Genomic DNA, 18,983 nt, shown 5'->3' on the forward strand with positions numbered 1-18,983 from the left:
AGGGCCGGATGGGCGAATCTACGATCGAATTCAACCGGAACAGGCGTCACGCCCCGGTCTCCCCAACGGGGGGAGGCGCATGTCTACGCTGCCTGCACGGCGGTTGCCGACCGCCTGCATCGCCTTGGTCGCGGTGGCCACCCTCGTCTATATCACCGTCCCGGCGACGCGTCCCGCCCTGTGGGCCGTCATCGGTCTCGCGGGCGTCACCGCCGTCCTGGTCGGCACGCGCCTCCACCACCCCGCCCATCGGTGGCCCTGGTGGGTGCCGGCCGGCGGGCTGCTCACCTGCATCACAGGCGACACCTGCTACGACGCCGGCTTCGACATCGCGTACGGGATCCCGCAACTCAACGACCTGTGGCGGACGGGCACCCTGCTGGGCACCGGCGGGACCGTCTTCTGCACCGCGTGGGGCCTCGCCGCGCCGCACCCGTCCATGGTCGAGCTGACCGCCGCCGTGCCGCAGGGGGAGTCCCTGGTCGTACTCACCATGGCCACGCTGATCGCGCCCGGGATCCTTCTCTACCAGGGGCTGAGCGACGAGACGCGGGACGCCACCGTGATCGCGGTCTTCTCGGGAGCGCTGTTCCTGCTGGTGATCCTGCGGCTGACGGGGATGGTAGTGGCCCATCGCCGTGCGGTGCCCCGGGAGCTCGCACTGCTCGGGGCCGCCGCGTCACTGGTCTCGGCGTTCCGGCAGGAGGGGGTCGACCGGTCCTGCCGTACGGCGGTCGACCGGCTGCTGGGCCCGGACGTACCGCACCGGACCCTGCTGCCGACGGACAGCAACCCGGACCTCGGGGCGCACGGCACCCGGCTGATGAGCCCGGTCGCCCTCGAACCCGGCATCGCCGCCGTGCTGGACGGTCCGCCCTCCGTCCTGGTGTGCCCCATGACCCAGCCGGACCGTCCGGCCGGAGCGGACCCGGGCGTCCTGCTCGCCGCCGCCCCGGAGCGACTGCTCGCCGAGACCTCGGGCTCCCTGGGCGTCGACGGGACCCTGACCCGGCTGTCCGAGCGATTCCCGCTGCGGCTGAAGGGCTGAACGGCCATGACGACGCACAACGACGACGTGGACTGGGACCGCTGGCCGGTCGCGGACTACCTCGCGGAGAACTACCGCGAGGTGCATCCCTCGGACGCGGCGATCATCGCCCACCACAGCGCCTTCTACCGGCGCTTCCCGCCCGGCGGCATCGACCGCTCGGTGGAGTTCGGGGCGGGCCCCAACCTCTACCCGCTGATCCTCGCGTCCGCCGCGTGCCGCAGGATCGACGCCGTGGAGGCGGGGGCGAGCAGCGTCGCCTATCTCCAGGAACAGATCTGTCACCGCCTCGACGCGAGCTGGCTCCCCTTCCACGCGCTGTGCCGGCAGCTCAACCCCGATGTGCCGGCGACCCTGGCCGGGGCGCTGGCGCCGGTGAACGTAGTCCACGCCGACGTCCGGAACCTGCCGCCCGGCTGCTACGAACTCGCCTCCATGCACTTCGTCGCCGAGGGCGCCACGGAGGACTTCGCCGAATTCGCCGACTTCTGCCGCACCTTCGTCCGCACGGTCACGCCGGGCGGCCACCTGGTCGCCGCGTTCATGGAGAACCTGCCGACCTATCGCATCGGCCCGGCGTCCCGCTGGCCGGGCTGCCCGGTGAACCCGACGACGGTCACAGAGGTCTTCACCCCTCTGACCCGCGACCTGGACGTGACCCACATCGACGCCGACCGCGCCCTGCCGGCCTACGGCGACTCCGGGACGGTGCTGCTCACCGGGGTGGCGGAGCCGGTCTGACGACCACCGGCCGCCGAGGGCGCTCCTACGACGCCGATGCGGCCGAGGCCACCTCCACCGCCCCCGCGGCCCCGGCAGCTCCGGCGAGTTCAGGGCGTCGCCGGCCCGAAAGCGCGACGGGCCCACAGCCTTCGGGCCCCGAAGCCGCGTCGCATGCCGCCGTCCGCGGCACCGCGAGGGCTTCGCGGCCTTCCGCCCGAGAGCACCACGACGTGCCACCACGCGGCAGCGCCGCCCGGGCTCCCGGGCCGGAACGGATCGGTGTCGCCTGCCACCGATCGGCGGGGCCGCGAGGGCACCGCCGTTTCCGGGTCCGGGAGCGGCATCGCGTGCCGACGGGCTCCGCTGCCTCAGCTCCCCTGCGAGGCCTCCGCCGCCGGGCGGAACCTCCTGCGCAGCACCACTCCCCGAGCACCAGCGCCGCGCTCGCCGCGACGGCCGGCAGGGTGTGGTCCGAGCCGGTGTGGGCAAGGGCTCCCGAGGCCCGCGGCACGGAGTGCGGGGCGGGGGCGGGGTCGGGGGCCGGGTGCGCCCGGGGCGGGACGGACGGCTTCGGGGCCGCGGGCTTCGGTGGGTGGTGGGGGCGGACCGGCCGGTCACCAGGGGTGTTCGAGGACTCGTTGCCGGTCGCCGCGTTGCCGATGCCGACCACGTTCACGCTGTTGCCGGTGACATTGACCGGGACGTCGACCGGCAGTTGTACGCCGTTGCCGGAGGCCACGCCCGGTGAATCCTTTCCGCCGCCCTCGGCGACCGCACCGCCGGGCTTGCCCGGCCGGCCGGCCCGCCCGTCGCCCTTGTTAGCGCAGCTGTTGCCCGCGGCTGGGTTCAGGACCCCCACCACGTTCACCGTGTTCCCGCACACGTTCACCGGGACATGCACCGGCAGCTGAACGGTGTTGCCGGAGACCACCCCGGGCGAACCGGCCGCCGATCCGTCCGCCGCGGAATCCGCGGACGCGGGGACGGCCAGGGCCATCGCGCCCGAGGCGGCGGCGACGGCGATCACACCGTTTCGGGTAACCCGTCTCATAGGTTCCCTGCCTTCCAGACATCGTCGCGGGCACTCACCCGCACGGGATAGAACGCGGGGCGCACGATCCGAGTTATGGCTTATCGGCCTTTCACTCCATCGAGCGGCCCGGTTGTCGAACTAGCGGTAAAGCCCTTCGTATGCGGCACGGAGCAGCACACCGCAAGCCGCATCGAGCGGCCCCACCCGCCCGGAGGCGCCGCTTCGGGGGCCCGTTTATGGTGGGCGAGGGCGCCGGTTCCCGGTCCGCTGTGGGGCGCCTCTGGAGGCATTGATGCTGGCCAAGCTGTCCACGCACCTCTCGATCCGGCGCTGCTCGGTCACCGGCGTGGCCGGGCTGGCCCTGCTGGGCGCGGGCCTGCCGGGCGCGGCCGACGACCCACCGCCCGGCCTGACGCGCTTCTACGACCAGAAGATCAAGTGGTCGCCGTGCGAGGGCATGGACATGCCCAAGGACCTGCAGTGCGGCAAGGTCACCGTCCCGCTCGATTACGCCAGGCCCGAGAAGGGCACTCTCGATCTCGCCCTGGCCCGCTACCGGGCCACCGCCAAGTCCCGGGGCTCGGTACTGGTGAACTTCGGCGGCCCGGGTGTCCCGGGCGTGACCCAACTCGCCCTCGGCGGCAAACACTTCATGGGCCTGACGAACGGCTACGACGTCGTCGGCTTCGACCCTCGCGGCGTCGGCCGCTCCGCACCGGTGAGCTGCGGAAACGCCTCCACCGGCGCACTGGAGGAGACGGACGGCGACGCCGGGGCCGCCGATCCGCAGGCCGTGCTCGAGAAGCTGCGCGCGGCGGCGGCCGAGTGCGCCGAGCACTCGGGTCCCGTGCTGCGCCAGATGGGCACGGTGAACGCCGCCCGCGACCTGGACGTCATGCGCGACGCGCTCGGCGACGACAAGCTCAACTACCTGGGCTTCTCGTACGGAAGCCGACTCGGAGCGGTGTACTCGGCCCGGTTCCCCGAGAAGGTCGGCAGGATGGCTCTGGACGGTGTGGACACGCTGACCGAGCCGCTGTCCGAGCAGGGCGTGGCGAGCGCCCGGGGACTGCAGACAGCGCTGGAGAACTTCCTGACCTGGTGCACGGAGGACATCGCCTGCCCGTTCGGGCAGGATCCGCGAAAAGCCAGGGAACACGTCGTACAGGTGGTCGAGTCGCTCGACCGGGAACCGGTGCCGACGGACTTCGGCGAGGCGTTCTCCGGCCAGGACTTCGCGGGCGCGCTCGGGCAGGGCCTCTACAGCAGGGAGCTGTGGCCCCTGCTGCAGCGGGCGGTCGCCCAGCTGCTCGAGGAGGGCGACACGCGTGGCCTGGAGGCCTTCGCGTCCGGAGGTGTCACGCTCCCGCCGCTGCGGGGCGAGCACCGCGGACTCGTCGACCCGGAGGACGTGCCCCTGGACAACCTGCCGGCGGCGCTGATGGCGGTCAATTGCGCGGACGATCCCGACCGCCCCGCCGCCGCGCAGATCACCAAGGACCTCGGCCGGCTGCGCGCCCGGTACGAGCAGGCGTCACCGGTCTTCGGCCGGTACCGGCTCGCCCAGGTGCTGCTGTGCTACGGCCGCCCCAAGGGCACCGACTACATCCGCGACGAGGTCAAGGACGTCGACGCGCCGAGGATGCTGCTCGTCGGCACCCGGGGCGACCCCGCCACGCCGTACCGCTGGACGGTGGAGACGGCCGAGCGGCTCGGCTCGTCGGCCGTGGTGCTCGACAACCGGAGCGAGGGCCACACCGGCTACGGGTCCTCCAAGTGCGTGCACGGCAAGGTCGACGCCTTCCTGCTGTACGGCACCCTCCCGCCGGACGGCAGCTCCTGCGGCTCCGATCACGACACCGAGTGAGTTCCGGCTCCCCCACTCGAACCGGTGAACCGATTGCCCCAAATGCCCCATCGCGAATCGGCTCTATCGTGCTGTCATGGAGCACGTTCTGAGTCCCGCGACCCTTGCCGAGCTGCGGCGCCCGCGCCCCTACCCCGCGGTCTCCGTGCTGACGCCGACACACCGGCGCGAACCCCACAACGCCCAGGACCAGGTCCGGCTGCGCAATGTCGTGGCCGAGGCCAAGAGGCAACTGGAGGTCGATCCCGCCGTCACCCGGGAACGCCGGGCGGAGGTCGCCCGGCACCTCGACCGGGCCCTGTCCGAGGTCGATCTCACGCACGCCGAGGACGGCCTGGCGATCTTCGCGGCCCCCGGTGAGCACCAGGTGTGGTCGCTCGCCCGGCCGGTGCCCGAACGCGTGGTGCTCTCGGACACCTTCCTCACCCGGAACCTGGTCTCCGCCCAGACGGCCGGGCGGCCGTTCTGGGTGCTGTCGCTCGCCGCGGACCGCGTCACGCTGTGGAACGGCGGTGCCGACCGGGTCGTGGAGGCGCGTGTCGGCGGCTTCCCCTGACCAGGCGGGTGGAGAACTTCGACCCGGAACGGCTGCAGCGGATCGGTGACACGCCGAGCGCCTTCCGGGAGGAACGCACCCGCCAGTTCCTGCGCGAGGCCGACATCGCGATGAGCGCTGTCCTGCGCGACCATCCGCGACGGCTGTACGTCACCGGCGAGCCGGCCGCCCTCTCGCTGATCGACGAGGCCGGCACCACCGCCGGGGGCGCGGTGAACGTTCCGCACGGTGGCCTCGCCCACGGGACCCCCGATGCCGTGTGGCAGGCCATGCGGCCGGTGATCGAGGCGGAGGCCCGCCGGAGCACGGACGCCGTGAGCCGAGCCCTCGAAACGGCACGCGGACGGCGGGAGTTCGCCGCCGGAGTCGACGAGCTGTGGCAGAGCGCCCGGGACGGCCGTGTCCGGCTGCTGGCCGTCGAGGAGAACTATCGCGTGACGGTCCGGGACGCCGGGGACCATCTGGTCCTCACCGAGAGTGGCGACCTCGACTCCCGCGAGGACATCGTGGACGAGATCGTCGAGCAGTGTCTGGAGACGGGCGCCGACGTCCGCTTCGTGCCCGACGGCGCGCTCGGTGAGGCGGACGGCATCGCAGGAGTGCTGCGGTACTGAAGACCTCGAACACATACCCTTCGAACGTACGCAGCACCCGGCGCGAGAGTTACCCACGGGTTGTCAAATGCCCTGTGTAACCTACGACTTGGGCATCCGGGCGGCACGCCTCGCACCTACCTCGGAGTAACTCCGTGAGACTGTGGCATATGCCAGAAGCACCACCGTGTCGTGTGTTGCCAAATCCCTTACAGGGCGTCGCGGGCTGTGCGACAGTCGTAACGGTCCCTCCGTCCGCCTTGGTCGAACCGTCCCCGCATCGGAGTGCGTCATGCCGTCCCACCTCTCCGCGGACCGCCCAGCCGCCCAGCCTCCCGGACGCGGTTCGGTCGACGCGCTCATATCGCAGACGCGGCGGCTCAAGGGCGACATGGACGCGGTGCGGCGCGACGCCGAGGAGGACGGATCGGACCACCCGCGGGGTCGCTGGCAGCGCGCCCTGTACGACCTGGCCCTGCACCAGCTCAACGACCTCGACGAGCATCTCGCCCAGCTGCGGGACGGCCCGCCGACCTCGGCGGCTCCCCTGGAACCGGCCGCGCCCCCGCTGGGCTCGTTGCTCAGCCGGGTCGGCAGCGCCGAGTGGAACCTGCTGACGGACGAGGCCAGTTGGTCCGGGGAGCTCTACCAGATCCTGGGCCGCGACCCCGAGGCTCCACCGCTCACCCTCGACGAGATGCCGTCCCTGGTCCTCGACGAGGACCGGCCGAAGCTGACGGCGATGGTCACGAACTGCCTCGTCGACGCCCGGCCCATCGACGGCGAGTTCCGCATCGTACGCCGGGACGGCGACGTCCGCACCGTGCACATGATGGGCGAACCGGTGCTCGACACTGACGGCAGCACCGCCTCGATGTGGGCCGTGCTGCGGGACGTCAGCGAACTGCGCCGCAGCCAGCGGGTGGTCAGCGAGACCCGTGACTCGCTCCACCACCACGGGCATGCCGCGCGGACCGAACACCGGCTCGCGGTCGAGTTGCAGGAGGCCGTGCTCCCGCCGTGGCGCGGCTCCCTGCGGCTCCCGCACCGGGGCACCGGGACCCTGGACCTCGCGGCCCACCACCTGCCGGCGTCCACGAACACACTGATCGGCGGCGACTGGTACGACGCGCTCGAACTGACCGACGGCGAAACTCTCCTCAGCGTCGGCGACCTCACCGGACACGGAGTCGGTGTCACATCGAACATGACCATGCTGCTCGGCGCCGTACGCGGCATGGCGATGGCCGGCTCCCCGCCGGGTCAACTGATGGCCTGGCTGAACCAGTTACTCGACGCCACGGTGCAACCCGCCCTCGGCAGCGCCGTCTGCTGCCGCTACCGCCCAGGAACTCGCACCCTGGTGTGGGCGCAGGCCGGACACCCCGCCCCGCTGCTGTTCCGCGACGGGACGGGGCGCGCACTGAACACACCGGACGGTGTCCTGCTCGGCGCCACCTCGGGCGCGGTCTACGGACAGGCCGAAGAGACCCTCGAGGTGGGCGACCTGCTGCTCCTGCACACCGACGGGCTGGTACCCGGGCACACCGGAGCGGCGGCGGTGAACCTCCTCCTCGACCTGGCCCCGCGCATGCCAGGGAACCGCACCGCGGAGGACTGCGTACGGACGGTCCTCCAGGAGTTCGGCGAGAGCGCGCGCGAGGACAACGCCTGTGTGCTCGTCGCCAAGGTCATGGCATAGAGAACTCAGGCCCGCGCGCTGTTGCCGCCCCTGCCCTTCGTCTTCGGCAGGGCGAGCTTGATCTCCTCCCGCAGCTCCTGGATCCTCGGGTAACCGGCGTACTCGGCGGTGAGTCGGTACATCTCACGCAGCCGGTCCCAGGTGCGATGGGAGGAGTTGGATCCCATCGACACCAGGGCCAACCGCGCGTACCGGTCCGCCTGTTCGGGGTCGTCCGCGATGAAGCAGGCCGACGCCATCGACAGATAGTCGAAGATCTTCGACCGCTGCCGGCCGTCGACCCGCAGGGCCAGCGCCTTCTCCGCGTAGTGCTGGGCATGCGCGGACGCACCCGGCTCGAACTCGGCGAGCGTGCGGTAGGCCAGGGCCTGCATGCCGTAGAGGTCCTCCTCCTTGAAGGTCTGCATCCAGTCCGGCGGCGGCACGTCGGCCTTGTCGGAGACGAACAGGTCCTCCGCCTGCCCGAGCGTGCGGCGCATGGCCTGGCCCTTGCCCATGGCGGCCTGTGCCCAGGCCTCGATGGTGCAGAGCATCGCCCGAGTGCGGGGCAGCACATCGCCGCCCGAGCCGGAGGTGGCGAGTCTCATCAGGTCCAGGGCCTCGTCCGGCTTGCCCAGATGGACCATCTGGCGGGCCGCACGGGAGAGCGCCTCGCCCGCGCGGGGCCGGTCCCCGCCCTCCCGGGCCGCGTGCGCGGCGATGACGAAGTACTTCTGGGCCGTGGGTTCCAGGCCGACGTCGTGCGACATCCAGCCCGCGAGGACGGCCAGGTTGGCGGCGACGCCCCACAGGCGCCGCTGGAGATGGGGTGGGTGACGGTAGGCGAGCATGCCGCCCACCTCGTTGAGCTGGCCCACCACGGCCTTACGCTGGAGCCCGCCGCCGCGGGCCGCGTCCCAGGCGCGGAACACCTCGACCGAGCGCTCCAGTTCCTCGATCTCCTGCGACCCGATGGGGGCGGCCTCGTAGCGGTCGAACCCGGCGGGGTCGGCGTGCAGGGGACGGTCGAGATCGGGAGCGTCGGCAGTCAGGGCAGGGTCGGTGTGCAGCCAGTCGTACATGGCGCTGCTGAGTGCGGATCCCGCGGCGAGCGCGGCGCCCGCGCCCACCAAGCCGCGTCGGTTGAGCATGAGGTCCATTCCCGTGAATTCGGTGAGGACCGCGGCGGTCCGCTCGGGCGCCCACGGCACACCGTCGGGAGGCTCCGCGCTCCCGCCGCCCTGCCGTTTCCCCGCACGCCCGTGCCGGACCAGACCGAGGTCCTCGATGGTCACGACACGGCCGAGACGCTCGGTGAACAGAACCGCCAGCACCCGCGGCACCGGATCGCGCGGGATCTCTCCCGTGTCGATCCAACGCCGCACCCGGGAGGTGTCGGTCGAGAGCTGGGGGTGGCCCATGGCCGCCGCCTGCCGGTTGACCAGCCTCGCGAGTTCGCCCTTCGACCAGCCGGCCAGGCCGAACAGGTCCGAGAGACGGGTGTTGGGTTGTCCGCTCACATCAAGCCCCCAGGTACTCGGCTGAGTTGACAGTAGCCCGGGGAGACTTGCCGGGCGACTATTCGCCATGGTTCGCCAGGGTTCGCCAGATGGTGTGCCACCGGGCATCCGGTGTCAGGTAGGAACGCGCCACCCCGACCCGGTCGCCGCAGGGACATTCCCCAGGATGCTCCCGGGGGTCCGGGCCGGGTGGTGCGCTGTCGTCGCAGGCACACGAAGGGATCTGTCTCGCCCATGTACGCAGCATCGTCCTCCGTGTCCGCACCACCCCGGTCGCTGCACCCGCGTCCCACGGACAGCGGCCCCTACCTCGCCCCCGCGCGGTCGGCGGCCCCCGTGCTCGGTGCGGGCAGGGCTCGGCGCGGCGCGGTTCTCGGAACCCAACCGCTCAGCGGAAGACTCGACTTGTCCGGCCCCCAGGGCGCGCAGCTGCGCACCGCCATCGCATCGGTGCACCGCATCTGCCCGGAGTTCGCCCCGGTGCAGGTGCTGCGCCGCAACGGCCGGTCCGTACTCCTGGTCGGTACGACCGGTCGGAACACGGCCGTCGCCAAGTGTTTACTGGACCACTCCCCCGCCTGGTCCGAGCGGATCCACCACGAGATAGCGGCGTACCGCTCGTTCGTCCGGCACCGCCCTCCCGTGCGGGTGCCGAGACTGATCGCGGCGGACCCGGAGAACTGCACACTGGTCATCGAGCGGATGCCCGGGCGGGTGGCGGCGCTCCAGCGGCATCCGGCCGAGGCGCCACCGCGGGCGGACATCAGAGCCGCGCTGGGCGCGATCTGCCGGCTGAACGCCTGGCGGCCGCCGGCTGGGACGTTCGACGCTCCGCTCGACTACGCGGCGCGGATCTCGAGGTACCACGAGCTGGGCCTGCTCACCGACCGGGACCTGGGCGATCTCCAGAAGCTGCTGCACGGCATCGCACAGGCGGCCGGACGGCAGGGAATGGGCCAGTTCTGCCACGGCGACGCACTGCTGTCGAACATCCTCCTGTCACCAGCCGGTCCAGTGCTGGTGGACTGGGAGCACGCGGGCTGGTACCTGCCGGGGTACGACCTGGCGACGCTGTGGTCGGTGCTCGGGGACGCACCGGTGGCCCGTCGCCAGATCAGCCAGATCGCCCAGTCGGCGGGCCCTGCGTCCAGGGACGCCTTCCTGGTGAACCTGATGCTGGTGCTGACCCGTGAGATCCGTACGTACGAGACGGCCGTGCAACGTTCGATGCACGACGCGGCCCCGGCGGCACCGGGCCCGGCCCATCCTGGTGCTGCGCCGTCCGGCGAGGAGCAGCGCCTGCTGCTGCGGCGGCTGCACGACGACTGCCAGCTGGCCCGGCGGGCCGTGCGCGCGGCGGTCGGCACTCGCTGACGGGGACGAAGCGGCCGCTGTGCGCCTGTCCAGGCGCACAGCGGCCGCTTCGTGTGTGGCGTACCGCCGCCGGTTCAGCCCTGCTGGAAGAGTTCAGCGGGGAGCGGTTTGAGGAGCGCGTACAGGTCGTCCGTGATGGGGCGGTCCCAGGCGGCGATGGTCACCAGGACGTTGTCGCTGCGGTCGAACTGCACGCAGGAGATCCGGCCCTCGGAGAGCTTGACGCGGCGCACGATCAGAAGGTTGTCGCCCTGCATCACCGGCACGTCCTCGGTGCTGACGACGGTGACCTCCTCGTCGTTCTCCAGCGCCAGCAGCAGCTGGGCCACCTCGAAGGGGACCTGACCCTCGGGGACCTCGCGCGCCGGGGAGCCCTCGGGCAGATTGCCGATGATCATCGCGGGGCCGCGGCCGCCGAACAGGTCGTAGCGCAGGAAGACGCCCTGGCAGGTTCCGTCGGGGGCGGGCAGCAGTCCCGCACCGAGGTTGCCGGGCCAGTCGCCCGGGTCCATGGCCAGTACGTCGAAGTCAGGCCCGGCGGGGGTGGCGCTGCGGCGGCGGAGGAACGACATGTCGCCAATGGTACGTGTCCCGGCCTGCGAAGTGTCGGGCGGGCGGCGGGCCGGTCGGCCTGCGACGGGGCCTCAAGTCGTCGCCCGGTGCCGTTGGTGGTGGCGGGCGACCCGGGCGCGGTTGCCGCAGGACGGTTTGCACCACTCCTGGCGTGGGTGCTCCTTGAGGAAGTACCGCACGCAGCGCGGTGCGTGGCAGGCTCGCAGCCGGTCGCGGTCGGGGCTCGCCAGGAACGCGATCACGGCGTGCGCGAGTGCTGCCGTCAGGTCGTCGGGGCCGTGTACGGGCCGCTGGTGGACGAGGGGTGCGGCCTCCCGGGGCCAGCGCAGGACCGGCACGGTGGGGGTGCGGGCGGCTGCCTCGTTGAGGCGCCGGACGGCCTCGGCCTCGGGCAGGAGGCGGGTCGCGTCCGCGGGGCTGGGCTCGCCGGGGCGCACGGCGCGTGCGAAGAGCGCGCGGGCGGCGGCGCGCATCTCTCGGACCTCGGCGAGCCGCACGGCGTCGGCGGTGAACCCCTCGGTGTCCGGCAGGGCCTCGGGGTGTGCCCGGACCCAGACGGTCAGGCCCGCCGGGTCGGTCAGATCGTCGGCTACGCCGCCGTCGCCGTCGTGCCGGACGGTGAGGGCCAGGTCCAGGGCGAGCCGGGCTTCCCTGCTGATCGGTTCCCGCATGGGGCTAATGATAAGCCCGCCTCCATCCATTAAGCGAGGTCAGTCAGTGGGCGGCGTCGGCGGGACCACCGCGACGGGGCTCACGGCGTGCAGCAGGACGGCGTGGGTGACCGAGCCCATCATGCGGGCGGGTGTCAGCAGGTGCCGCCGGTGCCGGCCCACCACGACGAGGTCGGCGTCCCGGGAGGCCGCCACGAGGTGCCCGGCCGCGTCGCCCGCCGCGGCGAGCGGCTCGGCCGGGACGCCGGGGTGCCGTTCGCGGTACGGGGCGAGGAAACCCTCGGCGAGGACCCGGGCCTCGTCCTCGATGACGTCCTGGTCGACCACCGGCGGGGGCATCTCCCCGGGCATCATCCAGGGCTGTGCGGGCCACGGGTAGGCGGCGACCGCCTGGAGTCGCGCCCCGCGCCGGGCGGCCTCGGCGAAGGCGAACTCGAGCGTGGCGTCGTCGGGGCCGTCCACCTTGAGGCCGACGACGACCCGGCGGCCGGGGCCGTCGTCCTGGACATCGCCTCCGGCCCGGGGCACCACGACGACGGGGCACTCGGCGTCACGGGCGGCGGCCATGCCGTTGGAGCCGAGCACGAGGCCGGCGAACCCGCCACGGCCCCGGGAGCCCAGCACCAGCAGCTGGGCGGAGGCTCCCAGTTCGGGCAGGACGGCGCCGACCGCGCCCTCAAGCGCGAGGTACTCCGTGTCCGGCTGGTCTGCGCGTCCTTGCAGGCGGGTGCGGACCCGGTCGAGGACGGGGTCCTCCTGTGGGTCCGCGGGCCCGGCTGCGAGGACCTCGGGCTGTGCCCAGTGGGCGTACTGGCGTACGTGGACCACGCGCAGGGGCGCCGAACGCCGGCGGGCGGCGTCGATGGCCCACTCCAGGGCACACAGGCTGTCGTCCGAACCGTCGACCGCCGCGATGACCGGCAGGGTGCTCACGGATTTCTCACCTCCGGGTTACGACCGTCCCTTCCGGGGGCCAGCCTGGCTCAGGCGCCGGCCCCGGGAGGATGAATCGGGTCGCGTGTCCGGAAAAGCGGGCGCAACACCCCCGGATCGGCCGTCGGATCACGGCCGCCCGGGCGGTTCACCCGGCCCGCGTCACGTGAGGTCGAACTCCCCTTCCCGCGCTCCCGACACGAACGCGCCCCACTCGTCGGGCGTGAAGATCAGGGAAGGGCTTTCCGGGCGGCCACTGTTCCGCATGGCGATGAAGCCCTCCACGAAGGCGATCTGGACATCCCCCACGCCACGGCTGCTGGACTGCCAGTCGGCGTTGGTGAGGTCCAGCTCCGGCTTGTCCCAGCCCATGAGCGGGCGCTGCTGGGTGGTGGTCTCGGCCACGTCCGTGCTCCTCCCGATTCGTCGTCCGCGGCCAGCCTAGCGATCGTGTCCCATGGCCAACAGGGCACGTGAGGGGGACCTTTCAGGAGTCGTCCCGGGAGTCGTTTCAGGACTCGGGGGCCGTGCTCCCACGAGCCACATCGAGAAGAACTGCGATCCGCCGCCGTAGGCGTGTCCGAGGACCCGGCGGGCGCCGTCCACCTGGTGTTCCCCGGCCTGTCCGCGCACCTGGAGTGCCGCCTCCGCGAAGCGGATCATGCCGGAGGCTCCGATGGGGTTGGTGGACAGGACACCGCCCGACATGTTGACGGGCAGGTCACCGTCCAGTTCGGTCACGCCCGCCTCGGTGAGCTTCCAGCCCTCGCCCTCGTCGGCGAAGCCGAGGTTCTCCAGCCACATCGGCTCGTACCAGGAGAAGGGCACGTAGATCTCGGCGCCGTCGATCTCGCGGCGGGGGTCGGTGATCCCGGCCTGCCGGTAGACGTCGGCCGCGCAGTCCTGGCCGGCCTGCGGGGAGACGAAGTCCTTGCCGGCGAAGAGGGTCGGTTCGCTGCGCATCGCGCCGCCGAGCATCCAGGCGGGCGGTCGTGGTGCCCGGGCGGCTCCGGCGCGGTCGGTGAGGATCATGGCGCAGGCACCGTCGGAGGAGGGGCAGGTCTCCGAATAGCGGATCGGATCCCACAGCATGGGCGAGGCGGTCACCCTCTCCAGGGTGATGTCGTGTTCGTGCAGGTGGGCGTAGGGGTTCTTGAGCGCGTTGCGCCGGTCCTTGTAGGCGACCAGGGCGCCGACCGACTCGGGAGCGCCGCTGCGTCGCATGTACGCGCGTATGTGCGGGGCGAAGAAGCCGCCCGCCCCGGCCAGCAGGGGCTGCTGGAAGGGGATGGGCAGGGACAGGCCCCACATGGCGTTCGACTCGGACTGTTTTTCGAAGGCGAGGGTGAGGACGGTGCCGTGGACGCGGGCAGCGACGAGGTTCGCGGCGACGAGCGCGGTGGATCCCCCGACCGACCCGGCGGTGTGCACGCGGAGCATGGGTTTGCCGACGGCTCCGAGCGCGTCGGCGAGGTAGAGCTCCGGCATCATGACGCCCTCGAAGAAGTCGGGCGCCTTGCCGATCACGACGGCGTCGATGTCGGCCCAGGTCAGCTCGGCGTCGTCGAGCGCGCGTCGCGCCGCCTCCCGGACCAGCCCGGCGATCGACAGGTCCCGGCGTGCCGCGACATGCTTGGTCTGGCCGATGCCGACGACGGCCACGGGCTCCTTGCTCATCGGGGCTCCCCTTCGAGTACGGCGACCAGGTTCTGCTGCAGGCAGTGGCCGGAGGTGGCGTGGGCAAGGGCGCGGTCGGACTCGCCGCGGTGGATGCGGGCGGCGGCCTCTCCGAGGCGGATGAGACCGGCGGCCATGATCGGATTGGCGGCGAGGGCTCCGCCGGAGGGGTTGACGTGAACGCCGTCATCGAGCCGTAGGGCCTTGCGCAGGACGACCTCCTGCGCGGTGAAGGGCGCGTGCAGCTCCGCGGTGTCGACGGGCCCCTCGAAGGCCCCGGCCCGCTCGGCGGCCAGACGGGTGGACGGCGAGTCGGTCAGATCGCGCACGCCGAGACCGTGTGCCTCGATGCGGTGGTCGATACCCCGGATCCAGGCGGGGCGTGCGCACAGTTCACGGGCCCGGTCTCCGGCCGCCAGGATCACGGCGGCGGCACCGTCACCGATGGGCGGGCAGTCGCCGGTACGCAAGGGTCGTACGAGGTAGTCGCCCTGCGCCACGGAGCCCTTGAGCTGCGCGTGCGGGTTGGCGGAGGCCGCCTCCCGGTTGCGGGCCGCGACGGCCGCGAGGGCGGGCTCGTCGGTGTCGCCGGCGTCGATGAGGGCCTGCGCCTGGAGGGCGGCGAGCGCCACGGAGTCGGGCCACAGGGGTGCCACGTAGTACGGGTCGAGCTGGCGGGTCAGCACGTCGCGGACCGGGCCGGGAGAGGACTTGCCGTACGAGTAGACCAGGGCGGTGTCGGCGTCGCCGGTGAGGAGTTTGGTCCAGGCCTCGTACAGGGCCCAGGCGCCGTCCATTTCGACATGGGACTCGGAGATCGGCGGCCAGGCGCCGACGCCGTCGAGGGCCAGGGTGAAGGAGAAGGCGCGGCCGGCGAGGTAGTCGCTGGAGCCGGAGCAGGTGAAGTCGATGTCGGCGGTCTTGAGGCCGGTGCGGTCGAGGACCTCGTGCAGTACCGGCATGAGCATCTCCACCTCGGAGAGCTCCTCGCTGGTGCGCCGGTGGGCGGTCTGGGCGAAGGCGACGACGGCGATCTCGCGGTCTCGCGGTGCGCTCGTCACAACAGCTCCTTGAAGGTGTCGTAGTCCGCGTCGGGCTCGCCCGTCGGCCGGTAGTGGTCGGGATAGCGGGCGCCCTCCGTCCACACGGGTTCGACCCGCAGCCCCATGCGGACCTCGTCGTACGGGATGCCGCCGATACGGCCGTGGAGCGCGAGGCCGGCGCCGTCGAGGGCGATGTGGGCGTAGACGTACGGCACCTCGATGTCCAGGTTCTTCGCCTTGATGTTGACGATGCAGAACGTGGTCACCGTGCCGCGCGGCCCGACCTCGACCTGTTCGTCTGTGGCGACCCCGCATGTGGGGCAGGCACCCCTCGGCGGGACGTAGACCTTCCGGCAGGACGGGCAGCGCTCGCCCACGGTGCGCCGGCCGCCGAGGGCGTTGATGTAGGCGGTCTGGGCGCGGCCGGGCGAGTAGGTGTAGTCGAGTCGGGCGGCGGCGACGATGCCGGTGACGGGGTCCTCGAACTCGCCGGTGGCGCCGGTGAGGTGCGGCGGCTCGCCGTCGTACGGCTCGAAGCAGGCGATGTCCGTGATGGCTCCGGTGGGTTCCTCGGCCCAGCGGACACGGACGCGCATGCCCGTGCGCACGGCGTCGGGACCCGGGGCGTCGAGGGCGTGCAGCAGGGCGGTGCCGGCGCCGTCGAGGCGGACCAGGGCCCAGGCGAAGGGGGTGGTCAGGGGCTGGCCGCGGCGCGGGGCGGGGTTCCAGGCCCAGGTGGTGACCGTGCCAGTGGGGGCGACCTCGACGAGGTCGCGGATCTCCTCGGCGGTGACGGGGTCGTACTCGGCGGGCGGGACGAGGACGCGGCCGTCGCTCGCCCGTACCCCCAGCACGACGCGTTCGCGCAGGCCGGTCAGGAAGGCGCTCTGGACGGGGCCGAGGGAGCGGGTGAAGGGGAACTCTACGACGAGGGGGGCTTTGAGGACTTCGGGCATGCCACGGGGCTCCTTCGGTCAGGCGCGCGGGCGGGAGGGGGCGCTCAGGCGCGCTTGTAGACGGGCGGTCGTTTCTCCGCGAAGGCGCGGGCGCCCTCCTTGGCGTCGGCGGTGTCGAACACCGGCCAGCCCCGGGTGAGTTCGGTCGTGAGGCCGTCGGACTCGGTCATCTCCGCGGTCTCGTAGACGGAGGCCTTGACGGCCTCGACGGCCAGCGGGCCGCAGGAGTTGATCTGTTCGGCGATCTCCAGTGCCTTCGCGAGTGCGGTGCCGTCGGGGACGACATGGCCGACCAGGCCGATGGCGGCGGCCTCGCGGGCGCTGTAGGGGCGGCCGGTGAGGAGCATCTCCAGGGCGTGGGTGCGCGGGATCTGGCGTTGCAGCCGGACCGTGGAGCCGCCGATGGGGAACAGGCCCCGCTTCACCTCGAACAGGCCGAAGGTCGCCGATTCACCGGCGACGCGGATATCGGTGCCCTGGAGCATCTCGGTGCCGCCCGCGACGCAGTGCCCCTCGACCGCGGCGATCACCGGTTTGCGGGGGCGGTGGTGGCGCAGCATCGCCTTCCAGTGCAGGTCGGGGTCGGCTTTGAGCCGGTCGCGGTACTCCTCGCCGGCCATGCCGTTCCCGGCGAGGGCCTTGAGGTCCATGCCCGAGCAGAACGTGCCGCCCGCGCCGGTGAAGACGATCGAGCGGACCGAGTCGTCCGCGTCGGCCTCGAGCCAGCCGTCGTAGAGGCCGACGAGCATCGGCAGCGAGAGCGCGTTCCTGGCCTGAGGCCTGTTGAGCGTGAGCACCAGTGTGGCGCCTTCGCGCTGCACGGTGAGGTGTTCCGTCCCACCCATGGCCAACTCCCCTCTCGAAGAACGAGAACAGGTTGCAGTAGGGCGCGAGGCACTTCAAGGGTTTTCTGACAGGTCATCAGTTTTCTTCGCGCGGACCCTTCACACTTGGACCGCCCTTTGCTCTGATGACCGGCGAACCGTCCGATGCCAGGCACGTCCCGGGTCAGGAGGAGCGGTGGAGTACAACCTTGCCGACCTGTTCGAGTCGGTCGTCGACGTCGTCCCCGGCCGTGAGGCGCTGGTGTACGCCGACCATCCCGGTACGGGCGCGGAGCGCCGTCTGACGTACGCGGAGCTGGACGCGGCGGCCAACCGCGTCGCCCACCATCTGCTCGACAGCGGGATACGGCCCGGTGAGCACCTCGGTCTCCACCTGTACAACGGGGTGGAGTATCTGCAGACGGTGCTGGGCTGCCTGAAGGCACGGATCGTCCCGGTCAACGTCAACTACCGCTACGTGGAAGAGGAGTTGGTGTACCTCTACCGGGACGCGGATCTGGTGGCCTTGGTCTTCGACGCGGAGTTCACGGACCGGGTGGCGGCGGCACGGCCACGGGCGGAGAAGCTGCGGCATCTGGTCCGGGTGGGTGCGCCGGCGCAGGCGGCCGCCGAGGTTCCGTGTACGGAGTTCGCGGACGCCGAGGCCGCGGGGTCACCGGCGCGCGGCTTCCCGGCGCGTTCGGCCGACGACCAGTTCATCATCTACACCGGCGGTACGACCGGGATGCCCAAGGGTGTGATGTGGCGGCAGGAGGATCTGTTCTTCGCGGGTCTCGGCGGGGGTGCCCCGACCGGTGAACCGGTGAAGAAGCCGGAGGAGCTGGCCGAACGCGTCGCGGCGGGTGGGTCCGGGATCACCTTCTTTCCCACGGCCCCGCTGATGCACGGCACCTCCACCCTCACGGCGTTCATCGGCTTCAACTTCGGGCAGCGGGTCGTGATCCACCGCAAGTTCGTGCCCGAGGAGGTGCTGCGGGCCGTGGAGAAGGAGAGGGTCAGCAGCATCTCGCTGGTGGGCGACGCGATGCTGCGGCCGCTGATCGACGCGCTGGGCGGTCCGCTGCGGCACATCGACCGCTCCTCGCTGTTCAGCGTGTCGTCGTCCGGCGCGATCATGTCGGACACGGTGCGCCGGCAGTTCCAGGAGCTGGTGCCGAACGCCATGCTGCTGAACAACTTCGGCTCGTCGGAGTCCGGTTTCAACGGCACCGCGACGGAAGACTCGGGACCCGAGCGGGGCTTCCGGATCCGTGTCCACGCCCGTACGCAGGTGGTGGACCCGGCCACGTACGAACCCGTGGCTGCCGGCGAGGTGGGCCGGATAGCCCAGTGCGGACACGTGCCGCTCGGCTACTACAACGACCCCGCCAAGACCGCCGGGACCTTCTTCGAGCGGGGCGGCGAGCGGTGGGTGCTGCTCGGAGACATGGCCACCGTCGACGAGGAGGGCGTCGTCACCGTCCTGGGCCGTGGCTCGCAGTGCATCAACACCGGTGGCGAGAAGGTGTACCCGGAGGAGGTCGAGCAGGCCCTCAAGTCCCACCCGGACGTCTACGACGCGCTGGTGGCGGGGGTGCCGGACCCCCAGTGGGGTCACCATGTGGCGGCCGTGGTGCAGTTGCGCGAGGGAGCGGTGCGGCCGTCCCTGGAGGACATCCGGGCGCACTGCCGTGACCGGCTCGCCGGCTACAAGATCCCGCGCCAGCTGGTGCTCACGGAGTCGGTCCGCCGGTCGCCGAGCGGCAAGGCCGACTACCGGTGGGCGCGGGAGGTGGCGGTGGCGGCGGACGGGTGATTCTCCGGCCTGTCGATTGAACCTAAGGTGACGTGCGGACGTACTGGTGGTGGCAGGCTCGGCTCACCGGGCTCTGTTTGCCATGCCTAGCAAGA

15 protein-coding genes and 2 pseudogenes are annotated in these 18,983 nt (G+C 71.9%); 7 read left to right on the plus strand and 10 right to left on the minus strand.

Annotated elements, in window-relative coordinates; all coding sequences use genetic code 11:
* The first annotated feature begins 79 nt into the window (after positions 1-79).
* A complete protein-coding gene (locus ACQEV8_RS01495) occupies positions 80-1,048 on the plus strand; it encodes a hypothetical protein (protein WP_432956648.1) in 969 nt (322 codons plus the stop codon).
* Between the two features lie 6 nt (positions 1,049-1,054).
* A complete protein-coding gene (locus ACQEV8_RS01500; RefSeq protein ID WP_432956650.1) occupies positions 1,055-1,789 on the plus strand; it encodes a class I SAM-dependent methyltransferase in 735 nt (244 codons plus the stop codon).
* A gap of 25 nt (positions 1,790-1,814) precedes the next feature.
* On the opposite strand, the gene ACQEV8_RS01505 is transcribed toward ACQEV8_RS01500, so the two are convergent.
* Positions 1,815-2,822 carry a chaplin gene (locus ACQEV8_RS01505; protein ID WP_432956652.1) on the minus strand — a complete coding sequence of 336 codons (1,008 nt, stop codon included), beginning with the start codon at positions 2,820-2,822 and terminating at the stop codon, positions 1,815-1,817.
* Positions 2,823-3,096: 274 nt separating this feature from the next.
* On the opposite strand from ACQEV8_RS01505, the gene ACQEV8_RS01510 reads away from it, so the two are divergent.
* The 3 genes and pseudogenes from ACQEV8_RS01510 to ACQEV8_RS01520 all read left to right on the plus strand — a co-directional run bounded on the left by ACQEV8_RS01510 (position 3,097) and on the right by ACQEV8_RS01520 (position 7,522).
* Entirely contained in the window at positions 3,097-4,671 is a 1,575-nt protein-coding gene (locus ACQEV8_RS01510) for an alpha/beta hydrolase (protein WP_432956654.1), read from the plus strand.
* Positions 4,672-4,747: 76 nt separating this feature from the next.
* Positions 4,748-5,841, plus strand: a pseudogene (locus tag ACQEV8_RS01515) (chemotaxis protein).
* Positions 5,842-6,112: 271 nt separating this feature from the next.
* Positions 6,113-7,522, plus strand: coding sequence for a PP2C family protein-serine/threonine phosphatase (locus ACQEV8_RS01520; protein ID WP_432956655.1), 1,410 nt, complete (start codon positions 6,113-6,115; stop codon positions 7,520-7,522).
* 5 nt (positions 7,523-7,527) lie between these two features.
* On the opposite strand, the gene ACQEV8_RS01525 is transcribed toward ACQEV8_RS01520, so the two are convergent.
* The gene (locus tag ACQEV8_RS01525) at positions 7,528-9,021 is read right to left on the minus strand and encodes a DNA-binding protein NsdB (protein ID WP_432956657.1); all 1,494 of its coding nucleotides are present in this window, start codon (positions 9,019-9,021) and stop codon (positions 7,528-7,530) included.
* 234 nt (positions 9,022-9,255) lie between these two features.
* Between ACQEV8_RS01525 and ACQEV8_RS01530 the strand changes: the two genes are divergently transcribed.
* Complete coding sequence (locus ACQEV8_RS01530) at positions 9,256-10,395, plus strand: aminoglycoside phosphotransferase family protein (RefSeq protein ID WP_432956658.1); 1,140 nt, start codon at positions 9,256-9,258, stop codon at positions 10,393-10,395.
* Between the two features lie 74 nt (positions 10,396-10,469).
* Here the strand turns inward: ACQEV8_RS01530 and ACQEV8_RS01535 are convergent, their stop codons facing one another.
* The 8 genes and pseudogenes from ACQEV8_RS01535 to ACQEV8_RS01570 form a co-directional block, all read right to left on the minus strand.
* A complete protein-coding gene (locus tag ACQEV8_RS01535) occupies positions 10,470-10,967 on the minus strand; it encodes a hypothetical protein (protein WP_003987988.1) in 498 nt (165 codons plus the stop codon).
* Positions 10,968-11,039: 72 nt separating this feature from the next.
* Complete coding sequence (locus ACQEV8_RS01540) at positions 11,040-11,639, minus strand: CGNR zinc finger domain-containing protein (RefSeq protein WP_432956659.1); 600 nt, start codon at positions 11,637-11,639, stop codon at positions 11,040-11,042.
* A 39-nt stretch (positions 11,640-11,678) separates the two neighbouring features.
* The gene (locus ACQEV8_RS01545) at positions 11,679-12,572 is read right to left on the minus strand and encodes a universal stress protein (RefSeq protein ID WP_432956661.1); all 894 of its coding nucleotides are present in this window, start codon (positions 12,570-12,572) and stop codon (positions 11,679-11,681) included.
* A 162-nt stretch (positions 12,573-12,734) separates the two neighbouring features.
* A complete protein-coding gene (locus ACQEV8_RS01550) occupies positions 12,735-12,977 on the minus strand; it encodes a DUF397 domain-containing protein (protein WP_215123856.1) in 243 nt (80 codons plus the stop codon).
* 114 nt (positions 12,978-13,091) lie between these two features.
* A pseudogene (locus ACQEV8_RS01555) lies at positions 13,092-14,249 on the minus strand (thiolase domain-containing protein); the annotation flags it as partial.
* Complete coding sequence (locus ACQEV8_RS01560; protein WP_432956663.1) at positions 14,246-15,310, minus strand: thiolase domain-containing protein; 1,065 nt, start codon at positions 15,308-15,310, stop codon at positions 14,246-14,248. The pseudogene ACQEV8_RS01555 and the gene ACQEV8_RS01560, both read right to left, overlap by 4 nt.
* Positions 15,307-16,248, minus strand: a complete 942-nt coding sequence (locus ACQEV8_RS01565) for a Zn-ribbon domain-containing OB-fold protein (RefSeq protein ID WP_432956664.1) — start codon at positions 16,246-16,248, stop codon at positions 15,307-15,309. The genes ACQEV8_RS01560 and ACQEV8_RS01565 overlap by 4 nt, the downstream gene beginning before the upstream one ends.
* A 44-nt stretch (positions 16,249-16,292) precedes the next feature.
* Positions 16,293-17,093, minus strand: a complete 801-nt coding sequence (locus tag ACQEV8_RS01570) for a crotonase/enoyl-CoA hydratase family protein (protein ID WP_432956665.1) — start codon at positions 17,091-17,093, stop codon at positions 16,293-16,295.
* A gap of 175 nt (positions 17,094-17,268) precedes the next feature.
* Between ACQEV8_RS01570 and ACQEV8_RS01575 the strand changes: the two genes are divergently transcribed.
* The gene (locus ACQEV8_RS01575) at positions 17,269-18,888 is read left to right on the plus strand and encodes an acyl-CoA synthetase (protein ID WP_432956667.1); all 1,620 of its coding nucleotides are present in this window, start codon (positions 17,269-17,271) and stop codon (positions 18,886-18,888) included.
* Positions 18,889-18,983 lie beyond the last annotated feature (95 nt).

This window comes from Streptomyces sp. CA-179760, assembly GCF_050937045.1.
Classification (GTDB): domain Bacteria; phylum Actinomycetota; class Actinomycetes; order Streptomycetales; family Streptomycetaceae; genus Streptomyces.

Excerpts from the sequence above, each read along its gene's own strand:
- ACQEV8_RS01505 (WP_432956652.1), bottom strand. The coding sequence starts at position 2,822 with ATGAGACGGGTTACCCGAAACGGTGTGATCGCCGTCGCCGCCGCCTCG.
- ACQEV8_RS01500 (WP_432956650.1), top strand. The coding sequence starts at position 1,055 with ATGACGACGCACAACGACGACGTGGACTGGGACCGCTGGCCGGTCGCG.
- ACQEV8_RS01570 (WP_432956665.1), bottom strand. The coding sequence starts at position 17,093 with ATGGGTGGGACGGAACACCTCACCGTGCAGCGCGAAGGCGCCACACTG.
- ACQEV8_RS01540 (WP_432956659.1), bottom strand. The coding sequence starts at position 11,639 with ATGCGGGAACCGATCAGCAGGGAAGCCCGGCTCGCCCTGGACCTGGCC.
- ACQEV8_RS01495 (WP_432956648.1), top strand. The coding sequence starts at position 80 with ATGTCTACGCTGCCTGCACGGCGGTTGCCGACCGCCTGCATCGCCTTG.
- ACQEV8_RS01530 (WP_432956658.1), top strand. The coding sequence starts at position 9,256 with ATGTACGCAGCATCGTCCTCCGTGTCCGCACCACCCCGGTCGCTGCAC.
- ACQEV8_RS01565 (WP_432956664.1), bottom strand. The coding sequence starts at position 16,248 with ATGCCCGAAGTCCTCAAAGCCCCCCTCGTCGTAGAGTTCCCCTTCACC.
- ACQEV8_RS01520 (WP_432956655.1), top strand. The coding sequence starts at position 6,113 with ATGCCGTCCCACCTCTCCGCGGACCGCCCAGCCGCCCAGCCTCCCGGA.
- ACQEV8_RS01510 (WP_432956654.1), top strand. The coding sequence starts at position 3,097 with ATGCTGGCCAAGCTGTCCACGCACCTCTCGATCCGGCGCTGCTCGGTC.
- ACQEV8_RS01535 (WP_003987988.1), bottom strand. The coding sequence starts at position 10,967 with ATGTCGTTCCTCCGCCGCCGCAGCGCCACCCCCGCCGGGCCTGACTTC.